The organism is Bradyrhizobium sp. USDA 4461 (assembly GCF_054055655.1).
The window spans coordinates 4,232,927-4,252,099 of record NZ_JBSRXM010000001.1; the positions used below are offsets into that span (position 1 = coordinate 4,232,927).

Here is a 19,173-nt window from a genome sequence, read left to right on the forward strand (position 1 = left end):
CTGTCCACTGTGCGATAGAGGACACCCAGCCCGTGCAAGCGGATGCCGACGTCGGGTAGGGGGCTGCCGAGGAAGACCTCACCGCGCCCCTGCCAGGCAAGGGATCCATTTCCAAGCGGACGACCGGGTTGCAGGCTGGGAAAATCGGCTCGGAATGCCGCGGTGCTGAAACGCCTGAAAAAAACGTACCACTCGCAACGATCTCCGGCAGCGGGCTGGCGAGTTTGGTCGCCATTGCCCGCGTCCTGATCGCGGCCATTGAAAGGCTTGCGGCGACCAACGATAGAGCGGGCGACGAATGCCACTTGGCCCAAACCTCCGCTTCGTCAGGTTCTCGAAAGCTTGTCCGATTAGACGCGAGCTCAAGTGACTGTGAACGTGAGGCAAGCGTGGACTCGCACGATCATGACCTATCCAGCGTGGCAGCGTCTTCGCCGGTACAGCAAGACGTCTCGGGAGATCTGCGGCCGGAACAAGAGGACTTTGAACGGCAATTGCAAGCGGCGGGATCGGCCGTGACGGCGATGCTCGATCGGCGGCCCGGCCGTAAACCTCCTCCCAATGTGTCTATCGAGGATCGCGACTACATTTACACGGTGGTCAAGGGCACTGCCAAACGCCGGAACCTGTCATCGGAGACGGCCGAGAAATATACCCAAATGCTCTACAAGGCCGCGAATTATCTCGGGGAGCGCGGCCAGTCGCTCAAAGGGAGTGACGATCTTGTCTTGAACGAGCTCTCCGGTTCGGTCTTCAAGACGAACAAGCATGTGGGTATTGCGTTGCGGGCCCTTCAAGAACATCGTGGCGGTTCATCTGCGAGCAGACGTGCCCCGGACGCCCCAGATGGTTCGATTGTTACTGGGCGCATACCTACTGCTTCGACCGAGGCTGACAGGCCGCTCATTGAAAGCATCATAGCGGATGGCATCAAGAGCAAGCATTGGGCTTCGACCACTGTCCAACACCATGATACGATTCTTCGAAAGTTGTCGAACAGCCTCGGGACCCGGGACATGACGCTTGCCGGGACCAGTGATAGTGCGCTGTTCGATTACGTTCAGGAAGCGTTCCCGAAAAATTGGAAAAGAATGACTGCTTCGCTGGGTGCACTTCGTGAGTATCGTGAGGCGAATGCCTCAGGAGCTTCGGGGCAGGAATCTTCAGCGGCAACCGGACTTCAACAGCCTGGGGGTGAGGCTAGCGCGTCGCCGGCATTAGATGTCGTTCCAGAGGAGCTTCGACACTGGCTGGATGATGAAGCGGACGAGGCGCTTATCACGGCGGACCATCCGGAGCTTTTGCGGCGGCAACAGGAACTTCGCCAGGTGATTGGAGATCAACAGTCTCCGCTGTCGGTCTCTCGCGATCCGGGCGAGTTGAACTCCGATCCTGAGGACTTCACTGGCCGTCCGGCGAAGCTCAGGCGACTGCTGATTGATGAATCAACGCACTCGCCGGTGTCCGCAAGCCGAGAGGAGCTTCAACGATTGCATCAGGAGATTCAGGATCGTCGCGACGATCAAATCACCAACCCGCCCATCTTCATCGATCCATGGGAGTTCACTTTCGATCCGAAGCAGTTTCCTCCTGGGGAGCTTCGACGACTGCTGGACGATGAACCGATCTCGTCAGGGGCGGATCAGGTCACCCGCCAATTGCCCCCAGCCCCGGTGCATTCAGAGGAGTTCATCTTCGATCCCGAACAGTTCCCTCCAGGGGAACTCCGGCAACTGCTGGATGATGAATCCACGCAATTGCAGGCAGATCCGCCAGACGGCCAAGTGGTCACCTCTATCGATCGAGGGGATCTCGCTTCCGATCCAGAGCCGTTTCCCTCACTGGAATTTCAACGCTTGCTCCGTGACGATCCGGCCGATTTGGAGGCTCATGATGTGCCGCGCCGGTTGCCAGGCGATAGCTAGAGCACCATGACCACGTTCGGAGCATGCTGCGGCCGCCGACCTGTCAAGCAAAGTATGCAATGGACCCGACGGTTCGTCCGCGCGTACCGGGAACGATGTCCGATTCCGACCTGAGGTCGGCCCGTGGGCAGGGATCTCCAGCGATCGGCAAGGTCGTTACCGAGTCGACATAGTAGGTTGATACTATCGGTCGTCGAATATTCGCTTCACCCTCTGCACAAGCTTGGCCGCAACTTCCTTTCGCAGCCCCGGCCTCGCACAAATGACAGCCCTGAGATCGGGCAGTGCCGGTAAGTGGTATTCTGCCGATTGAACCAAATCGTCCGGCACGCAGAACGTAGGCAATGCAGTCAAGCCCAGGCCAACGCGCACGGCTGACAATCTCACCAAATGGTCAGTGGTGTGAAGAACAATGCTGTAAGCCGATCCCATCCTGTCCAGTGGACCGATCATCCAATCGTGGTCAGGAAGCGTTACGATCGGAATAGGAGTGCCCGGACGGAGGACGAATTCGCGCGAGCGAACCCAGGTGGCCGCGAATGCCCGTTGTTCAATGACGGTTTTTGAAAGATCGGAATCCACGTCTGTAGCGAAAATGCAACCTACGTCTATGTAACCCTCGATCAAGCCCTTGCGGATCGTTCTGGAATGATCCGCGCAAATAAAGAGATCCGAAAACTCATCGCTGGCGGCGCGTTCCAAAAGTCTTTGAGCAAGGAAATTGCTGAGGCCAACGCGATGTACGGTCGCGTTGCCATGACCGGCGAGCCTGAGCATCTGATCGTTGGCCTCGAGTATTATACGGGCCTGTCGGAGGACGAGTTCGCCAAGGCTGGTGGCGGTCGTGCCGTTGGGCGTTTTGACGAACAGTTGCCCGCCAATCAGTCCCTGCAATCGTTTTACTTGAGCTGTCACCGCAGGCTGACTAAGCCCGAGTTTGCTTGCGGCTTTGGTCAAACTGCCTGTCTCGGAAATGGCTACAACAGTACGAATTGACTCGATTGGAAGGTTTAAGCTCGTAGCATTATTCCGCACGGAATCACGAACTTGCATTGGCTCTATCATCGTAGTCGCAATATCACACCGCAGCCAAAGCGCTATCCAAAATTCGGCTAGTGCGGCTAACGGTGCAAAAGATCATCTGTACAAAGCGTACACACCTCAGGGGCGGCCGCCACACGGCAGCGTGCGTTTCAGCTCCGCTCAGCGGTTGGCATTCTCGGTTTCTCGCACCTGAAGGCAACTTCTCTCTGATCTGAATCATTGATAGTTCTTTGACCCGGCATCCAGTTCACTGATGTCGATCACAACGCGCAACAGACAGTCTTGTGTTTCGGGTTCTAGCGACGGTGATTGCCTGAAATTTTCTCTTTTCGAGGTGTTGCCGACCAATCACAGACAAATGCAGCGCCGAGGCCGGGATATTCGGTTTTCATGAGCATAGCCATTGAGCGGCCTGATCTTGCTTCGCACTCCGTCCAGGGATCCCCGAGTTCTCCGAGCTCACTGCGCCGCCTCCCTTGGTTTCTTATTGGCACCCTCGCTCGCGAAGCGACACCTGACATGGTGCTTCGACTCGACCTCGGTGCATCAAGGGCGTGCAGTCCCTGCTGACAATGGTGAGGACCACGCTCTCCTTTGCGGTCTTATAAATGTCATCTTGCGCGGGCCAGTGAGAGCAAGCGGCCGGCCGATCGACCGGCGCTGAACCCCGGTCAAACAATCACGCGAAGAGGCAAAGAGACGAGGTCGATGACAAAGCGTTTTCGTGAATGGGTCCTGTTGTCCACCGTCGCCTTCATGGTTCTCTGCTCCGCCGCAAAAGCGCAAGATCGCCGGATTGTCACCGAGCCTGTTGCACCCCATGCGGTCTGCGACCGCCCAGTGCCATCCGGCAAGAACGACACGGTCAGGCTGCAAGATGCCATCGACAATTGCCCCGCCGGTGCTGCGGTTTATCTGGGTCGTGGTGAGTTCCGGTCGGGCCCGCTCGAGATGAAATCAGGCGTGACCTTATGGATTGGACGCGGTGCATCGCTTTTCGCGATCGCCGAACCGGCTGCTTACGACAAGGGCCGCGGGCAGTGTGGTCGCATCGCGGCTAAGGGCGATGGTTGCCGGCCGTTCATTAGTTTCTCCAAGACGCGCGGCGGCGGCATCTATGGCGACGGCATCATCGATGGCCAGGGCGGTGCAGCCATGGTCGGCAGCTCTGAATCCTGGTGGCAGCTCGCGCGACGCGCGCAAGCCGAGGGTGGCAACCAGAACGCCCCGCGTTTGATCCAGATCGATCATGCGCAGGACATCACGGTGTCTCGCGTCACCTTGCGCAATGCGCCCAATTTCCATGTCGCGATGAACAGGGTCGAAGGTGCCACCTTCTGGGGCATCACGATCGATGCGCCGGCTGATGCCCGCAATACCGACGGCATCGACCCCGGCGCCAGCGAGGATGTGACCATCACCCGCAGCTTCATCCGCACCGGCGACGATAACGTGGCCATCAAAGCGGGCGACAATGGCGCAACCCGCCATATCTCCATCACCGACAACTATTTCGGCTGGGGGCACGGAATGTCGATCGGCAGCGAAGTGAATTCCGGTGCCAGCGACATACTGGTGCGCAACCTGACCCTGGACGGAACGACATCTGGCCTGCGCATCAAGAGCGATGTCAGTCGAGGCGGCCCGGTCGAGCGAGTAACTTATGAGAACGTGTGTCTGCGGGGCAACCGATGGCCGGTCGCATTCGACACGAAATACGATCCACGTGCCCAAGGCATGAGAATTCCGGTCTATCGCCAGATCGTTCTGCGCCATGTGCATGGCGAAAATGGTGCGCTGCTGATGCGCGGGGTCGACGAGCGGCACGCCCTTGATGTGGCGCTCGAGGATGTTCGGTTTGCCGACACCGCGACCTGGCAGCTCGAGCATGCCAATGTGACGGCCGAGCATTCTGACGTGTCGCCGCCTCTGCCCGGGCGAGCCACAGGACAGCTGTCGCGCGGATGGGAGGGATGTGCCAGAGCATTCCGCGACCGTATTGAGTAAGTGCAATTCGATGCCGAACCTCAGGCCGGTCAGATCCCCCTTTGATGCGGCTTTGAGTTCTTGGCGTTGCGAACAAGCGGCTCGACGCTGGCGCCTCATTGCGGACCACCGACGGGGTCGGCGCGGTCGGAGTTCCGTCAGTTGCGCGCGAGTTGCGGCTCGGTGAGGAAACGTATCGACCAGACTCAGCTGCCGTATCGCCGCGGCCCTTTGTACCGATTGAATCGAACGCGCAACGCGTTCGACCGGAGTGAGATATCATATGCGGTTGTTCGCGCTGTTCGCTGCGGTCCTGATCGCACGTCTCTGCGTCTCGGTAGCCCACGCAGGGCCACTTTTTGTCTCGCACGCCGAAGGGGCAGCCTATCACTCCGTTCAGGCAGCGATCGAGGCACTACCGGCCCAGGGTGGGGACATCCAGGTCGCGCCCGGCATTTACCGCGAGAAGGTCAAGGTTTCTAAATCTGGTGTTCATATCAAGGGCACCGGCAGGAGCCCGGATGATACGGTCATTGTGTATGGCGATGCGGCGATCAATGCCGGAGGAACGGCTCGTTCAGCGACGCTGGACGCCTCCGGCGATGATTTCCGGCTCGATAACCTGACGATCCAAAACGACTACGCGCTCAATCCGGCCAATTCACCTTCGCAGGCGGTCGCGCTGTCGGTTACCGGAGACAGGGACGTTATCACCCGGGTCCGCCTGCTCGGCGCCCAGGACACGCTGTTTGCCGGAAAGGGGCCGAACGGCCGAATGTCGCGGCAATACTTCTCTGGCTGCTACATCGAGGGACATGTCGATTTCGTATTTGGCGACGCCAAGGCCTATTTCCGGCAGTGTGAGTTACACGGCTTAGCCAATCAAGCGGTCGTGTATACCGCACAGAGCAAAGGCACGCCGGACGAGGACAGCGCCTTTGTCTTCGACCATTGCAGGCTGACTGCCGATCCCGCCGCGGGCTATGTGGCGCTTGGCCGGCCTTGGCGCCCGTATTCCACGGTGGTTTTCCTGTCGACGAAGATGGATGCACCGGTCATCGCGGAAGGCTGGCGCGAATGGACTCCGGGCCAAACCAATAAACTGAGGACCGCCAACTATGCCGAATACAAATCCTCCGGCATCGGAGCCAATCCCGCAGACCGTGAGCCTCACTCTCATCAACTGACGGATAGCGAAGCCGCGAAATGGTCGCTCAGAGCGTTCTTCGGAGATGCCCCAGATTGGCTGTCCGGCGTACGACCAAGATAGGACTTAGAGAAGCGTTCGCGAAGAAGGTGTTTTTGATGCCATGACCCCGTCCGTATATGGACGACGGCGAGGTGAGCCTTTGTTGGCGTCGAGCGGACTATCCGTGCCAGCTCAGCTGCAGGCAGGGTGCGATGCCACAGCAGGCAAGCTTCATGTTGCGTCTTTCCAAAGAAATCACGCGCTCGCCGCGGCTTGCGGCGAAATCTTGATCTCGTCAGCTTGTCGAAAGCTTGCGGCCGCACAATCGCGGGCCTGATTGTCGCCGAAACCGCCGCCTGACCGGAGTTCAAACTTCGGCCGGCTTGTGCAGGACCTCTACCGTTGGAAGGAAGCAGGATGGATCCAGTCGACCCATTCTTCGATTCAGGAGCCTGGATGGAGCAGTACGCCGCCCAACAGGAGCGGGCGGGGCAACGAAGGGGCAACGCAACCCAGCAGGGCAGCTTTGAGCGGCAGATGGCGGATTTGCAGCTCGATTCAACTGACGCGAGCTATGTGCCGTCGGCTTCACCGGATCAGGCTCCTGCAAGAGGCGGTCGAGCGGTCCGGCGGGACGATTTCGGCGGCTCGATGCGGATGCCGCCGCATGCCGCTCTTGGGGACAGCGCGCTCGGCGGGACTCGTCGCAGCGTCGACATTCCCCGCATTCAAATCGGAGCTTCGGCGCAACTGCCGCAGTCCAGTCTGCAGGATGATCTGTTCAGCAGCGCGCGCTACACCGTGCCGGACTCAGAGCGCGCAGCTCAGGCCAAGAGCGGCAAAAGCCGTGGACTGTGGTCGCGCTTCAAGTCGGGAGTGGGCAAAGCCTTCCGAGGGAGCGGCAGCGAAAGGCCGTCGCGTGAAGAGGCGCAGCCTGAGGTCTATTCGACCAGTTTTCGCGTGGATCATGCCAGGCAGCCGGGCCGTGCTCGCGGCGGGCCAGTCCCTGCGGCGGACGAGACGCTCATAACGGATTTCAGAAACAGGGCCGCCGGCAACCTGAGCGATGGCACCATCAAGAATGCGGCAGCCGATCTGCGCCATTTGAGCGCGCGCCTGAGTGCGAACGGCAGGCCATCGATTGCCGATCGAATTCGCCGCGAATTGGAAAACGCGCAACTGGAAAATCCGGAGGTGGAAAACTATCAGCTCGAAGCTGAGCTCGATGCGGATGTGGAGACGTATGCAAATGACCGCGGCAGGCGCATCAAGGCGGCCTTGAAAAAGCTCCGGGAGGTCGGTGCCGGAAACACCTTGTTCGCCGACATCCGCCGTCTGGTACCTTATCCTGCGGACGCGACACTCATCCGCATGTGGGCCGCAGCGGAAAGGGCGACCGGCAGGGTCGAGCCGGAGACGGCCGACCGTCAGGCGCGCCGCCTTTCGAGGTTGAGTGACTGGCTGCGATCGCACCACCGGCCCGCGATGGCTGACCGGCTCTTCACCCCGGAGCTCGCCCAGGATGTCGAGGCGTACAAGCAAGAAACCCAGGACAGCAAAATCAACCCCGATTTGCTCAGGCTTGGGCGCTACCAGCAAATCCTCGAGGCGAACAGGGCGCTCGGATTGGATCCTGAGGATGGTGGGCAACCTGCTGGCGAAGGCGGTGCACACGCGCACTCGCCGCAGCAACTGCCGGCGACGCCTGCCACGCCGAGCGCGGGAGCCTGGGATTGGCTCGGCGAGCAGATCCACGGACCGAGCTCATCACTGCCGGCGCCGTACCACATTTCACAACCCGGCTCCTCGCAGCAGCGTCCAGTAATGCCATCGATCCCCATCGGTGGAGGCTGGGATTGGACAAGCGAGCAGGCCCACGGGCCAGCCTCATCGGCGCCTCGCTGGGCGCCACAGCCGAATCTACCGCTCGAGCTTCCTGCAACTCCAGCCAGTTTGAGCCAGGGCGCTTGGGACTGGCTCGGGCAACATATGCAAGAAGGTGGGTCACCGTCGTCCGTCAGGCCACGGTCATCAAACATCTACAGCGGTCTAGATCCCTTGATTGATCTGGATCCACCCACACCGCAAGACTTGCGAGACGATGCACATTCAATGCCGGCTCCTGAATTTGGTGCAACGTCATCGTTCGCCCGACCTTCGGGGGCCGTGCAGGGACTGCGGGACATTGGGGCCATCGTCGGGCCGGACTGGCGCCACGGCTCCCAGGTGGCCGAGGACGTCCTGGTCGACGTCCTGGGCAACATCAATCTGTTGCCAAACCAGTTCGGGCCAAGTCAGTTTATGATCAACGATGAGCGCTACTCAGCCACATTCGGACCGGGAGGGCGCGGGGATGTCCGCCTGATCCATCACCCGCGCGCAAGCCAGCTAAATCAACCTGGGCCGTCGGAACCGCTCCATCAGCCCCCGCAGATAGCCGGAGCCAGTCAGTCTCGTGAAGGTGCGGTGGACCTTGGGTATCTGATCCGCGGCGGATGGGAGCACCGCGAACGGTTCCTTCCGCCCTACCTTGTGCGCGTCCTCGAGGGCCAGCGCATCATGCCGGAGGCCGGACGCCCGACCTATTTCAACATCCGCGGCGTGCCCTACAGGGGCGAGTTGGTCGAAAGCGAGGGGCGCCGGCGCGTTCGCATTCATCCTGAGCTTGCCTGAGGGACGTAGGTCGGCTGCAATCTCGGGCCTGGCCGGCTCCGCGCGTTCAACCGCCCGCCCTGCGGAAGGATGTATCCATTTCAAGTTGAGGTAAGGGCATGGCCAGAGCAGTCCAGCCGCCTCTTGCAGAACCATCCAGCTCGGTGGATCCTGTGCTCCACCTCTCAGGCTTTCACAAATCGCCCGCCAATGAAGCCGTTGCTCAAAAAGCGCAACAGTTCGAACCTATTCGTGCTCGTGCGTCCAACAGCCCGGAGTGCAGACGATTGCAAGCGCAAGAAGTATGCGTGCGAGCTCGCCAACAATACGAGTTCGCCGACGCCGGCTATCCGCGATGGCAACGCCGAATTTCGCTGAGACTTTGACTTCATGCTGGAGCCGAGCTTGCCGCAATTGAGGGGCCTTGCAGTGCGTTGCAATCACCTCTTTCGCTCGACGCCTCCATTTAAGGTGACGCTCGGTCCGGCGAGCCGACAGAAGTGAGGTGGGCTTGAACCAGCAAACTCTCGTATAGCTCGCTCCCTCTTTCTTTATACGGATCACCCACCTGCATATAATTGAACATTTGTATCCAGCCCGCTATTCGGGCGCTCTCCAGGTGGCAATTGCCTCCACGATCATCGCTTGGATCGAACTCCCTGGAGCCAAGCCGCAGCAGCAAATGATTGATGCATCGCCAAATGTAACCGGATCGGCTGTGCCTCGTACGCCAGAGGTCAACGATCGCGATCTTGCTTTGGATTTCGCCAAGGGAGTGCTGATCGTTTTGGTGATCGTCGGTCACCTGATCCAGTACATCCTCTACCGAGATGAAGGCTTCTGGGATTCGCCATGCTTCAAATGGATCTACATGTTCCACATGCCTCTCTTCATGGCGATAAGCGGATATCTTTCTTGCGGCGCATTGTCGCGAAAGTCGTTGACGCAAGCGGTTGGCGATCGGGCGATGCAGCTCTTGCTGCCCATGCTGTTTTGGTGCGCTCTCCTGGAGATAGCAAAGCTTGCCTTGCTTCCGCCCGCACCCGACCTAAAAAGCGAGATTCTGCTGTTTCTAAATGATGCCGCCGGCGCATACTGGTTTATCTGGGCAGCGTTCGTTTGCTTTCTTCTCGTAAAGATCCTTTCGATCTTCGATCGTTGCACGCCCTGGATCCTGTTCGTATCAGTCGTACCGGTCGTGCTTGCGCCTCTGACATTCTCGATATTTCCCCTTATAAAATATACTTACCCGTTCTTCTGCCTCGGCTTCTCGGTTACGCGGTCGAGAGACTGGTGGATGAGCATAACGCGCTCTTACAAGGTGCTCTTGATCCTGTCTCTGTCCATAGTGGCGCTGGTGTGTTTTCTGGCCTGGCGCAAAGACACTTACGTCTACAACAATCTCGCCCTAGTCCAGGATGTGCAGTCGGCGAAGAACGTGCTTCTGATGTTTTCCGGCTCTGCAGCTGCCTCGGCGATCATGATTGAGTTATTCCTGCAGTGCTGGAGACTTGGCCGCTCAAATCGAGTGGTCCGCTTTATCGCCATGGAAATGGGACAGAGCACGCTGCTGCTGTACTTAATTCAGGGGACGATATTTCGCCTCATGGATTTGATGCAGTACGCGGAACTGCCGAATCTCGCAACCAGGTTGGCCGAGGCGGGACTTCTAGGCGGCGCGATTGTTCTCGTCACGCTAGTGGTGCGCCGAACAGTGCGCGACATTCCCTATCTGTCTCAGTTCATTCTAGGAACTTCACCTCGCGCCCTCGCGAGTCAGCCCGCGCGTAGGTAAAGCTCGCCGAAATTGGTCAGGAGGTGCCCCGTCATTGGAAAGCTAGCTTCTGGTCGGCTCCCTGGCAACCTCCAGCCGGCGGCTGACAGAAGTAGCACATAATTTTAACGAGCCCGGGGCGGCAAGCCGAACTGGTGTGCGTCCTCGGTGAACTAGAAGAATATCAGCGTGGACACCAACAGATTGAGGGCGTGTTCCGTTTGGGGCGTGTGCGTGACGCTCGTCGGGTTATGCACGTATGACAGTCCGAGCGTTGCATATATACCTGAAGCGAGATGGGCGGTGTATGTTCCCGTAACTGCAGTGGTGTCGCGATGCGCAAGCTGTCCTTTTGCTAAAGCAGCATCCACTGCAAACTTGCTCCAGGCGGTGTTGCTGGCGACGAGACCAATCAGATCAGTAGGCCGGCTATCAAAAGGTCCTTTCGCATACAGACGAAGCTCGTAATATTGGCTGATCCTGTTGAGATCAGGCGGGGCTCCCATGATCGAGAATCCGCCATAGATGCCGCGAGATGGCGTCCCCTCGACATCACTCTGCCAGAGCTGCCTGTCAGCGGCGATGTAATGAAAGTTATTCCCGATCTGCCTTTGTTGATCCGGATCTGCTAAATTCTTGTAACGGCTGTTGTTGAAACCGACGCCCGCCCGCAGCCACGTGTCAGGAACCCCCGGAGCGGCCTTGCGCTTGTAACCAAATTCATCAACGAAAAGAATGCCTGCATTGGCCGTGCTCCAGTTCAGGCCGGTCGGATTCTCCGTTATTTCGGCATAAGGACCATCTGGACTGATGGAGCGCTGCACGGAGACTTTGTTGTACAGGTAGTCATCAAGATTGTACTTCAGGTTGACGGCGGGCGTCGGCGCGGCGTTGGTGCTCATCCCGGCTTGGAATAAGGTGAACATATTCGATCCTGAAATGCCTGCGAACAACGTGCCGGTGAACTCGTTCGCATTTCGGAGATAGCCAAGTTTGAGTTCGAACGTCCTGTCGAGGAAGGTTTGATAATAGGCGAGTGTATTCAATCCCACTCGATCCGGCCCCGGGCGCTTCCATGTCCAGTATTGCTGCTCGGCACCCACGACAATCTGGCCATCGGGAATGCCAAGCCGGCTGAGATCATAGGTGACGATCAGGAAATTCGCCGTAGCAAACGTCGGATTCTGCCCCGTGTAGAGCTGGTTGGCGATGCTGGTTCTAGCCGCATTCGGCAGCTGGTTGTTTGCAAAGATGTTGTGCGTCCAGCCGATATAGCCGATGCCAACGTCTGCCAGCGCGGATCTAACGCCGCTCTTGTCCTGATCAACCGTGTCGGCAGGGCCGGGTATGTTGAGCCAGATCCCTTTTTCCCGGAAAGTATCGAAGCGTGCGAAGGGACCAATCCTTTTTTGCGTTCGCGTTTGGGCACCCCGATCGGAGCCGCCGCGCTTGACGAGAGGCGGGTTGGGAGCTGATGCCAGCGCCGAGGCGCGAAGTTGAACTGGCTCATTGACCGCGCCGATCCGGAGCTTTGTGCCCATGTCGTGGACTGTCGGCGTTCTCCTCCTGATAGCTTGTGCCGCGGAGTTGCACTTGGCATCAGGCTCGTCGGCAGTTTGTGCCAAGACAGGCGTGCCAGCCAGACAAGCCACGAGCGAAAGTGCGGCGGTAAGGCGCCGCTGCGTCTCGCTTGATCGCAAGCTGCAGGAAAGTGCGGCGGTAGCCAAAGATGTTTGAGGCGTCGTCGCCGCAACAATGCAATCACCCACAGTGTGCTTCGTGTCCTCTCTTGCGAGCCATGAACGGATTGAAAGCCGGCCTCGATGGCCAGAGCGGCATCTCAAGAACTGGCCTCTGAGGCGCGTCACGCCGCCGCACGGGCAGGAGGTTCGTAATCCCGGCGAGGTCATCTCTAATCCGTGTGCGCAGAGATCGTGTCCCAACGTCCATGATTTAGGCCAGGAGATCGGAGCGATCCGGTTTCGAGTTACCTTGGTGGCTGTGGGCAAACAGTTGATGAGCCCGCCCGCTCCGTCGGCGCGGAAAATCTGTGATGCATTCCGACTCCCTAGACCTCTGACGCGCGGCGTTGGTAGGCCACGCTTGCCATGTGTCCGTCGTCTCGATCAACCTGCTGGAATTGGTAGTTGGCCATGTCCAACGCTTGCCGCTCCAATGGCGAGATAGCTTGAGCGCCAGCTGGTGCGCCTTGTGCAGCGGTCGGCCGTGAAGTTGCCGGTCTTTGCAGCACGGAAAGGCGAGAGGCAGATCTGGAAGGGAAATAGCGGTCGGTTCACATCAACGGCCGGCAAGGTGAGAAAGCCTGCAAGGTTCTCTTGAATGATGCGAAAATGCTGCACCATAACCGATGAAGAAGAGAAGTATGTCTACCGCTGGCCACCGTGACGCAGGAGCTCGCGTAATGTGTTCGCACATGATCGCTTCCTCGGAGCCAGCGATTTGCGAAGAATGACGTTGTCGCGGTCGCGGTTTGCTGGGAGCAGTGAGTTCAGCCAGCTCTCGCGTCAAGGAAACAAGCCAGTCGAAACGGGGGCGGTCGGGTAGGGGACAATGGAGATGATTGATCAGGCGGCCGCTTCGGAGTTGCGGCCGTTATTATACGGCACGTCAGGACGCATTCGCTGGGGTTTGATGTTTCTGGTTGTCCTCGTCGGCTTGTGTTCAGCCGCAGCCCATTTTGGAGGGAGCCTCGCAGGGTTTGTCGAGACGCCGCCAGCCGGGTTCGCCGATTCGGCGGCGGGCCTATCACCGGAGGACAGGACATCCATGATCGAGATACGTTGGGCGCAGCAGAAGGCGAGCGAGGATATTGCAGAACTCAGCCGCCTCATCGATGCTCAGCGGAGGGACCTTAAAGGGATCTCGGATCACATCACGGTGCTGACTTCGCGGATTGATTCCTTGCAGATTCCAGCACCTGTCCCTTCCAACCCCTCCGTTATTTCTTCTTCGCCGGCACAAGCTGCTTCGAGTCGGGCCCGGAAGCGCGTCGAGAGGTCCAAACCACAGGGGTCTGTTTCCGTCGGAGGTGCGCCAGTGATCGCAGGACAGAAGACGGGCAGGCCTTGAAGCCTCAGCTCCTGCGCGGACAGCCTGCCACGTTCGATACAAAATGTCGGATTTGTAAATATTTTACCCGACGATTGGTATCGTGAACTAATCGCATTGTTCGCGGCTGCCGACCTTGGAGGCGCGAGCGGCTGATCTTCCCGTGGGCACGTCTACGCCTCAACTTGGCGATAAAAAAACGGTGCCGCATTAGTCGGCGTGCGAGCAAGTTTTCTCAATATCTCCGAGCCAGGCAAAGATGCCTCCCTTATTTCGATCCGCATCTCTCGGCATGAACCGAATTTAGATCTTCCCTTCAACCGTCTGCCTGCGGCGCTTCTTCAGATCACTCTCGTTCGTGAGGATTGCCATGCTTTCGATCTGCTCACATGGATGGCTTTGCTAATAGGGTGTGCGGTCGAGATGAGCATCGAATGCGGCAGCCACAGCGCGGATGACAAAACGGTGCTCCTGCTTGACGCGGATGAAACCGTCCTGGATCTCTACTATCCCGTCTTCAGTAAGCACTTTCAAGCGGCCAGCTGAATCAAGAAAAGTGATCGGATCAAATCCGTGGGCAGCACACAGTGCCGGCACGTCGGCCTCCAGATCGCACATCAAGCGCTCGATGATTGCAGCCCGTAGCCGATCTTCCTTAGTGAGAAAGTGGCCTTTCGACATAGCCAGACGACCTGCTCTAATGTGCTGGTTATAAGCATCAGTCTCGACCTCGTTCTGGACGTAGCCCTCACGGAGACGGCCGATGGCTGACGGACCAAAGCCGATCACCGTTTTACGGGTATCGGCCGAATAGCCCAACGAGTTGCGGCGCAGCCGACCGGCTTTCTGGGCCAGCGCCAGCTCGTCGTCCGGCAACGCGAAATGGTCGAGCCCGATTTGGTGGTAGCCGGCGAAGACCAGCGTATCTGCCATGGCCGCGGCTTGCTCGGCGCGGGCAATATTGTCAGGCAGCGCCGCCTCATCGATCTGGCGCTGACGTTTCATATAGGAGGGAACGTGGGCGTAGCCGAAAACCGCGAGCCGGTCGGGCCGCATGGCCACGGCCGTCCTCGCCGAGTCCACACAGGACTGCACCGTCTGATGTGGCAGTCCGAAGAGCAGGTCGAGGTTGATGCGGCTTATTCCATGCTGGCGAAGGCTTTCGACCGCAAAAGCCACATGGGCCTCGCTTTGCAACCGGTTGACCGCCTTTTGGACCACGGGATCGAAGCTTTGCACGCCGATGCTCGCGCGGTTCACGCCGGCCGCCCCCAAGGCTTCCGCCATCTCGGTCGTGAACGCGCGCGGGTCGATTTCGATGGCGACAGCAAGCGACTTACTGAAGGCAAAATAGCGGCGTAGCAGCTCCATCAGAGCCAGAAAATCGACCGCCGCAATGCTGGTCGGCGTCCCGCCGCCGAAATGCACGTCGCAGACGGGCAGGGCGCGCGGCAGTTGGTCTGCAACCAAACGAATCTCCTCCCGCAGCGCCGCCAAATAATTGCGAACCGGCCGCTCGCTGCGAACAACGCTCGTGGGAAAGCCGCAGTACCAGCAGATCGACTGGCAGAAAGGAACGTGGAGATAGAGCGATACGGGTTCATCGGGCGGCAGCCGCCTCAACCATGTCTCACAAGTATTGGCGCCGATCGCCGTGGAGAAATCAGGTACAGTTGGGTAGATGGTGTACCAGGGCAGGCGAGCATCGCAATACTTGTTCAGAAGTGCGGTCTGCAAGGCTTGACGTTCCCATGCTCATTCCGATCTGAAGCTGAACTGAACTATGCGCTCTCTTGTGTCTTTGCGTTATGTCAACTCGCCCAAAATCTGGTCGTGAAATCCCAATCACGTTCTCGATATCATTGCCGCCGCTGTCAGGGACGGAGGTTGGCGTGAGAGACATCCACGGGCAATCATTTGAATGCTCCTCGGAAGGATGAACGTCTCGCATGCCCATGATCAATAGCCGCCAGACGCTCTTCCGACCAACCTGCGCGCAAGAACTTCGCAAGGCTTCGGACTATTCAGTGGGGTCGATGGGCCGAGAGGCGTGTCGCTCCTTTTCCTTGCCAGGCGGATGAAATGCCGCGAGCAGGATGCGTCCGGCTGGCGATGCCATGCGACAGCAAGTTGCTGTTGGATGACGCCGACACAAGTGCGAGATCATAGAACTTGACGCTACGTGAGATTCAAGACCTTTGGAGCCGCACATGAAACCATTTTGGACTTCACTGCAAAAGAATGGATGGGCCTCAATTCCGCCACGCTGGTTGTCTCATTGCCGCGAGCATCGTCACGGATGTACTGATGATGTTGGGGCGGGCCCGGCGCACTTCCAAGCCCGGCAAGTGCGTCGGGGCGCCTTGGCTCGTAGGCGTCTCCTCGAAGACAAGTGGCTCTCCACAACCAGGTTTCAGGCGCTGGTGACCGCGAAGGCGAGCTCGACACTATCTCCGATATATTTCTGCTGCGGTTTTGCACTTCATTTCGCCTGTTTCTTGCGATCGCTTGCGGTTATCGATTCTCGCAAGAGCCGCGCAATTGTGCAATTCGGGTCTCGTCAGCAATGTCCCGCATCAATCCGACGCCCCTGCGGCTCTCACTGCTTGACGTAGTCCGCCAAGGAAGCATCGATCATCGCGTCGGTCTCGGTGCCAACCGGCATCGAGCGCAGGATGTCTCCAGCATTGGTGTGCGACGAGGTTAGGAACGATGCGCTCATCCAGGCTCGCCGACATCATCGACCAACAACGATTGGCTTGCAGCGTGGTAGAGTGCCCTGCTGCGCTCATGGGCGTCGGCGCACAGCGCGCGGGCGTTTGTGTCGCTCAGGAGGAAGGCCTCGTTCTCCGCGAACTCTGATTGTAGGCCTGGCGGAAGCGGGCCTTTTCTGCTCCTTCTAGCAGGCTGTTGAAAGAGGTACTCGCCGCCAACCGGCGAGCGTGATTCATTGGATGATGTGTTCGAGATCGTGCGGGAGGGCGGATCAGTAGACCCGCACCTCTCTGGTCACGTACCTGAAGCGCGTGCGCACCTACGAAGCCGTCGAGCGGTTCTTCCGTAGCGGTCAGAGCCGCCGGCCGGCGAGTATCTCCCTGACGGAAGCGATGGTCTCGGAATCGCGGGCCGAACGTCCGTCGAGCCTCGACGGGCCGCCGGGTGCGAGGCCGTCGAATTCCGAGAACGGCAAAAACGTGCCCATCGTCAGAGCGAGAATCTTGCCCTGAAATCTCGGTTCGACCGCAGAGGCGTCCAGCCTCTCGAACGACGTCGCCGGCGCATCCTTCTTCCGGGCGGCCCTGTAGACGGAATTGGAAACGCAATCCTCGACCGCGACCCTGAACAGAAAGTCGTTCAGGTCCTCGTACGACAGGATTACCTGCGAGATGCGGATGCCGAACGATCGTATCCATGTCGAAGGTGGCGGGAATCGGCGTGCCTTCGGCCGCCTGCACGACGATTTCCCGCACCGCTTTCCTTCGAACCGGACGGTGCCCTTGGGCAGATGGCTTTCGACGCCGTTCCTGGCCATCTGCAGCAGAAATGCCTCGAGCGTCATGGTGCCGCTGTCCGCAAGAGAGATGATGCTCTCGGTCGGATTTGCGCCGAGGACGATCCAGGGGGCTCGGCGAGAGCCGGACAATCCACCGAGACGTCGCCGAATCCGAGGTGAACGAGGAGGACAACGGTGTCGAACGACGAGTCGGCCGCAAGCGGAGGAACGCGTACGTATCGGAGACGTCGGCGACCATCCGCTTGAGGTCGACGCTATCCTGCCGGCGAAGCAGACCCTTGAGGTCGCCCTCTTCGTATCTGCCTTCCTCGATCCGCCGCTGCATGCGCGCCACGAAGGTGTCGAACGCGAAGGGCTCGAACGAGCGCCCCTCCGGCGATTCCCAGATTTTCAGGACGGCCATCCGGCGCACCAACTCGGGATCGAACCTCTGCTTGCGCAGCTGCTGCAGGTCGTGGAGGTCGCGGATCTTCGGCCGCTGGAAGGCGGCCCTGATCTTCTCAGCCGCGGCCTCTTCGAGCTGCAGGCAGGGGATAGCAACCGGTTCGAAGCCAAGTTCGGAGAAATACGGCTGCTTCAGGTGCGGCATCGCGACCGGTCGCAGGATCGGATCTGCGCGATAGCTCACCTCGATCTTGATGATGTGGCCCGACGGAGTCGCTCCAGACCGAATTTCATTCCTCGATAGTCGTCAGCGAAGACGGAAGCGATCTCGAGCGCCATGTCGTCGGCCTCGACGCCGTCGACGGAGCGGACGACGAAGTCCAGGTCCGTCGACAGACGACCGGTCTGGCCGAAGATCATCTTCCTCAGCATGGTGCCGCCCTTGAACACCAGATGATCCATCAGGCCGGCTTCGCTCATGCGCTGAAGCAGGTGCGTCAGGATGACGTCGATCTCGACGTAGTCGACGCGGCGCGCGCCGAGCAGAGCGGCGGCCTTCTGAAGCGAGGCGGGATTGTCGAAGAAGGACCTCATGGTCCTGGACTCCGTGAAGACTGCGGCACTTCGGCGAGCAGGTCGGACTGGCTGGCATGGACCAGCAATCCCCAGTCGCGGACGTAACCCACGTCGTCCTCGTGCGCCCGGTCCCGGCCTACGATCGATCGGGCGGAAGGCGGAATGAAGCCGCGCATCCGCTCGCGTTCGGCCTTCGATAGGTAGGACGGCGCGACGAGGTCGAGCAGGTAGCCCAGCCGCTGGCAGGTCGAAACCGACCCGACGCGCAGGGCGCAATCCACCAACGCGTCCTCGGACACCGAATGCGTGCCGGCCGCGACGATGCGCGTCAGTTCGACGAGGCCCCCGCAGAGATCCGGCCGATCGACGCAGTCGACGATCGTCTTCTCCGGGTTCGAGATCCGGAACGTCCGGCCGAACGAATCCATGTCCTGCCACCCGAAGAACTTCTTCGCCGTCAGCTTGACGTAGCGGACCTCGGTGCCCTGTATCTCGCGCGGGGCGAGTTGGCGCTCGGTGGCGACATGAAGGATCGACGGCACCTGGGTCGTGAAGCCGTGTCGGCCGGCGGCGGCCCACCAACCGATGTATCCGGACGCGACCGTCGCCGAAGCGAGCACGTAGACGTCGAAGTCCTCGACCTTCTCGGCGCCCCATTCCGCAGGCAGCAACACGTATCGGCCGGCGCTCGCGCGCTGCAGCCAACCCCGATCGTGAAGCCGCCGCAGGACACCGCGCGCACGACTCTCCCCACCGAGGAGATCGGCCGCCTCCGCGACCGTTACGGTCGAAGCATGGCGGGACGAAAGCGATAGTACCAGTTTGGCCTCTTCCGCGCCGAGCGTCCTTAGATTAAAATTCATGGCATATCTGCTTTCATGTGACGAATATGGAGTATAATCTAATCTAATCATTCCCAGATATGCAACCCGAAGATTAGAATGTATATGATTTTATCTCTAGAGAAACCCACAAGAAATATATTTTAATCACGATTCCGTCGCTGCTGGCCCAACGGCTCACTCCGCAGGCTCGACTCCTTGTTCTTGTTGTGTTCTTG

General features: G+C 59.3%; 13 protein-coding genes and 1 pseudogene. 6 read left to right on the forward strand and 8 right to left on the reverse strand.

The genetic code is table 11. From position 1 onward, the window contains the following. Positions 1 to 128 precede the first annotated feature (128 nt). Positions 129 to 1,925, forward strand: a complete 1,797-nt coding sequence (locus ACVINW_RS19660) for a hypothetical protein (protein WP_456752810.1) — start codon at positions 129 to 131, stop codon at positions 1,923 to 1,925. 183 nt (positions 1,926 to 2,108) lie between these two features. On the opposite strand, the gene ACVINW_RS19665 is transcribed toward ACVINW_RS19660, so the two are convergent. Further along, positions 2,109 to 2,978, reverse strand: coding sequence for a LysR family transcriptional regulator (locus tag ACVINW_RS19665; RefSeq protein WP_456752811.1), 870 nt, complete (start codon positions 2,976 to 2,978; stop codon positions 2,109 to 2,111). 699 nt (positions 2,979 to 3,677) lie between these two features. On the opposite strand from ACVINW_RS19665, the gene ACVINW_RS19670 reads away from it, so the two are divergent. The 4 genes from ACVINW_RS19670 (at position 3,678) to nolL (ending at position 10,591) form a co-directional block, all read left to right on the forward strand. After that, the gene (locus ACVINW_RS19670; RefSeq protein WP_456752812.1) at positions 3,678 to 4,976 is read left to right on the forward strand and encodes a glycoside hydrolase family 28 protein; all 1,299 of its coding nucleotides are present in this window, start codon (positions 3,678 to 3,680) and stop codon (positions 4,974 to 4,976) included. 262 nt (positions 4,977 to 5,238) lie between these two features. Then, complete coding sequence (locus ACVINW_RS19675; protein WP_456752813.1) at positions 5,239 to 6,225, forward strand: pectinesterase family protein; 987 nt, start codon at positions 5,239 to 5,241, stop codon at positions 6,223 to 6,225. A gap of 375 nt (positions 6,226 to 6,600) precedes the next feature. Then, positions 6,601 to 8,817, forward strand: coding sequence for a hypothetical protein (locus tag ACVINW_RS19680; RefSeq protein WP_456752814.1), 2,217 nt, complete (start codon positions 6,601 to 6,603; stop codon positions 8,815 to 8,817). Positions 8,818 to 9,478: 661 nt separating this feature from the next. Further along, positions 9,479 to 10,591: a nodulation factor fucose acetyltransferase NolL gene (gene nolL, locus ACVINW_RS19685; protein ID WP_456756445.1), complete on the forward strand. Its 1,113-nt coding sequence runs from the start codon at positions 9,479 to 9,481 to the stop codon at positions 10,589 to 10,591. A gap of 152 nt (positions 10,592 to 10,743) precedes the next feature. Here nolL and ACVINW_RS19690 read toward each other — a convergent pair whose 3' ends face one another. Then, on the reverse strand, positions 10,744 to 12,111 hold the full coding sequence (locus ACVINW_RS19690; RefSeq protein ID WP_456752815.1) for a carbohydrate porin: 1,368 nt from the start codon (positions 12,109 to 12,111) through the stop codon (positions 10,744 to 10,746). 1,036 nt (positions 12,112 to 13,147) lie between these two features. Between ACVINW_RS19690 and ACVINW_RS19695 the strand changes: the two genes are divergently transcribed. Then, a complete protein-coding gene (locus ACVINW_RS19695) occupies positions 13,148 to 13,660 on the forward strand; it encodes a hypothetical protein (RefSeq protein WP_456752816.1) in 513 nt (170 codons plus the stop codon). 381 nt (positions 13,661 to 14,041) lie between these two features. On the opposite strand, the gene hemN is transcribed toward ACVINW_RS19695, so the two are convergent. The 6 genes and pseudogenes from hemN to ACVINW_RS19725 form a co-directional block, all read right to left on the reverse strand. After that, complete coding sequence (hemN, locus tag ACVINW_RS19700) at positions 14,042 to 15,376, reverse strand: oxygen-independent coproporphyrinogen III oxidase (protein WP_456752817.1); 1,335 nt, start codon at positions 15,374 to 15,376, stop codon at positions 14,042 to 14,044. A gap of 862 nt (positions 15,377 to 16,238) precedes the next feature. Then, positions 16,239 to 16,361, reverse strand: a complete 123-nt coding sequence (locus tag ACVINW_RS19705) for a hypothetical protein (RefSeq protein ID WP_456752818.1) — start codon at positions 16,359 to 16,361, stop codon at positions 16,239 to 16,241. Between the two features lie 345 nt (positions 16,362 to 16,706). Continuing rightward, entirely contained in the window at positions 16,707 to 17,198 is a 492-nt protein-coding gene (locus ACVINW_RS19710) for a hypothetical protein (RefSeq protein ID WP_456756608.1), read from the reverse strand. Between the two features lie 316 nt (positions 17,199 to 17,514). Continuing rightward, a pseudogene (locus ACVINW_RS19715) lies at positions 17,515 to 17,781 on the reverse strand (nucleotidyl transferase AbiEii/AbiGii toxin family protein); the annotation flags it as partial. After that, positions 17,778 to 18,131, reverse strand: a complete 354-nt coding sequence (locus ACVINW_RS19720; protein WP_456752819.1) for a nucleotidyl transferase AbiEii/AbiGii toxin family protein — start codon at positions 18,129 to 18,131, stop codon at positions 17,778 to 17,780. The gene ACVINW_RS19720 and the pseudogene ACVINW_RS19715, both read right to left, overlap by 4 nt. Then, positions 18,128 to 18,976, reverse strand: coding sequence for a type IV toxin-antitoxin system AbiEi family antitoxin domain-containing protein (locus ACVINW_RS19725; RefSeq protein WP_456752820.1), 849 nt, complete (start codon positions 18,974 to 18,976; stop codon positions 18,128 to 18,130). The genes ACVINW_RS19720 and ACVINW_RS19725 overlap by 4 nt, the downstream gene beginning before the upstream one ends. Positions 18,977 to 19,173 lie beyond the last annotated feature (197 nt).

Excerpts from the sequence above, each read along its gene's own strand:
- ACVINW_RS19675 (WP_456752813.1), top strand. The coding sequence starts at position 5,239 with ATGCGGTTGTTCGCGCTGTTCGCTGCGGTCCTGATCGCACGTCTCTGC.
- ACVINW_RS19670 (WP_456752812.1), top strand. The coding sequence starts at position 3,678 with ATGACAAAGCGTTTTCGTGAATGGGTCCTGTTGTCCACCGTCGCCTTC.
- ACVINW_RS19690 (WP_456752815.1), bottom strand. The coding sequence starts at position 12,111 with ATGGGCACAAAGCTCCGGATCGGCGCGGTCAATGAGCCAGTTCAACTT.
- ACVINW_RS19665 (WP_456752811.1), bottom strand. The coding sequence starts at position 2,978 with ATGCAAGTTCGTGATTCCGTGCGGAATAATGCTACGAGCTTAAACCTT.
- ACVINW_RS19705 (WP_456752818.1), bottom strand. The coding sequence starts at position 16,361 with ATGAGCGCATCGTTCCTAACCTCGTCGCACACCAATGCTGGAGACATC.
- ACVINW_RS19725 (WP_456752820.1), bottom strand. The coding sequence starts at position 18,976 with ATGAATTTTAATCTAAGGACGCTCGGCGCGGAAGAGGCCAAACTGGTA.
- nolL (WP_456756445.1), top strand. The coding sequence starts at position 9,479 with ATGATTGATGCATCGCCAAATGTAACCGGATCGGCTGTGCCTCGTACG.
- ACVINW_RS19720 (WP_456752819.1), bottom strand. The coding sequence starts at position 18,131 with ATGAGGTCCTTCTTCGACAATCCCGCCTCGCTTCAGAAGGCCGCCGCT.
- ACVINW_RS19695 (WP_456752816.1), top strand. The coding sequence starts at position 13,148 with ATGATTGATCAGGCGGCCGCTTCGGAGTTGCGGCCGTTATTATACGGC.
- ACVINW_RS19680 (WP_456752814.1), top strand. The coding sequence starts at position 6,601 with ATGGAGCAGTACGCCGCCCAACAGGAGCGGGCGGGGCAACGAAGGGGC.
- ACVINW_RS19710 (WP_456756608.1), bottom strand. The coding sequence starts at position 17,198 with ATGACGCTCGAGGCATTTCTGCTGCAGATGGCCAGGAACGGCGTCGAA.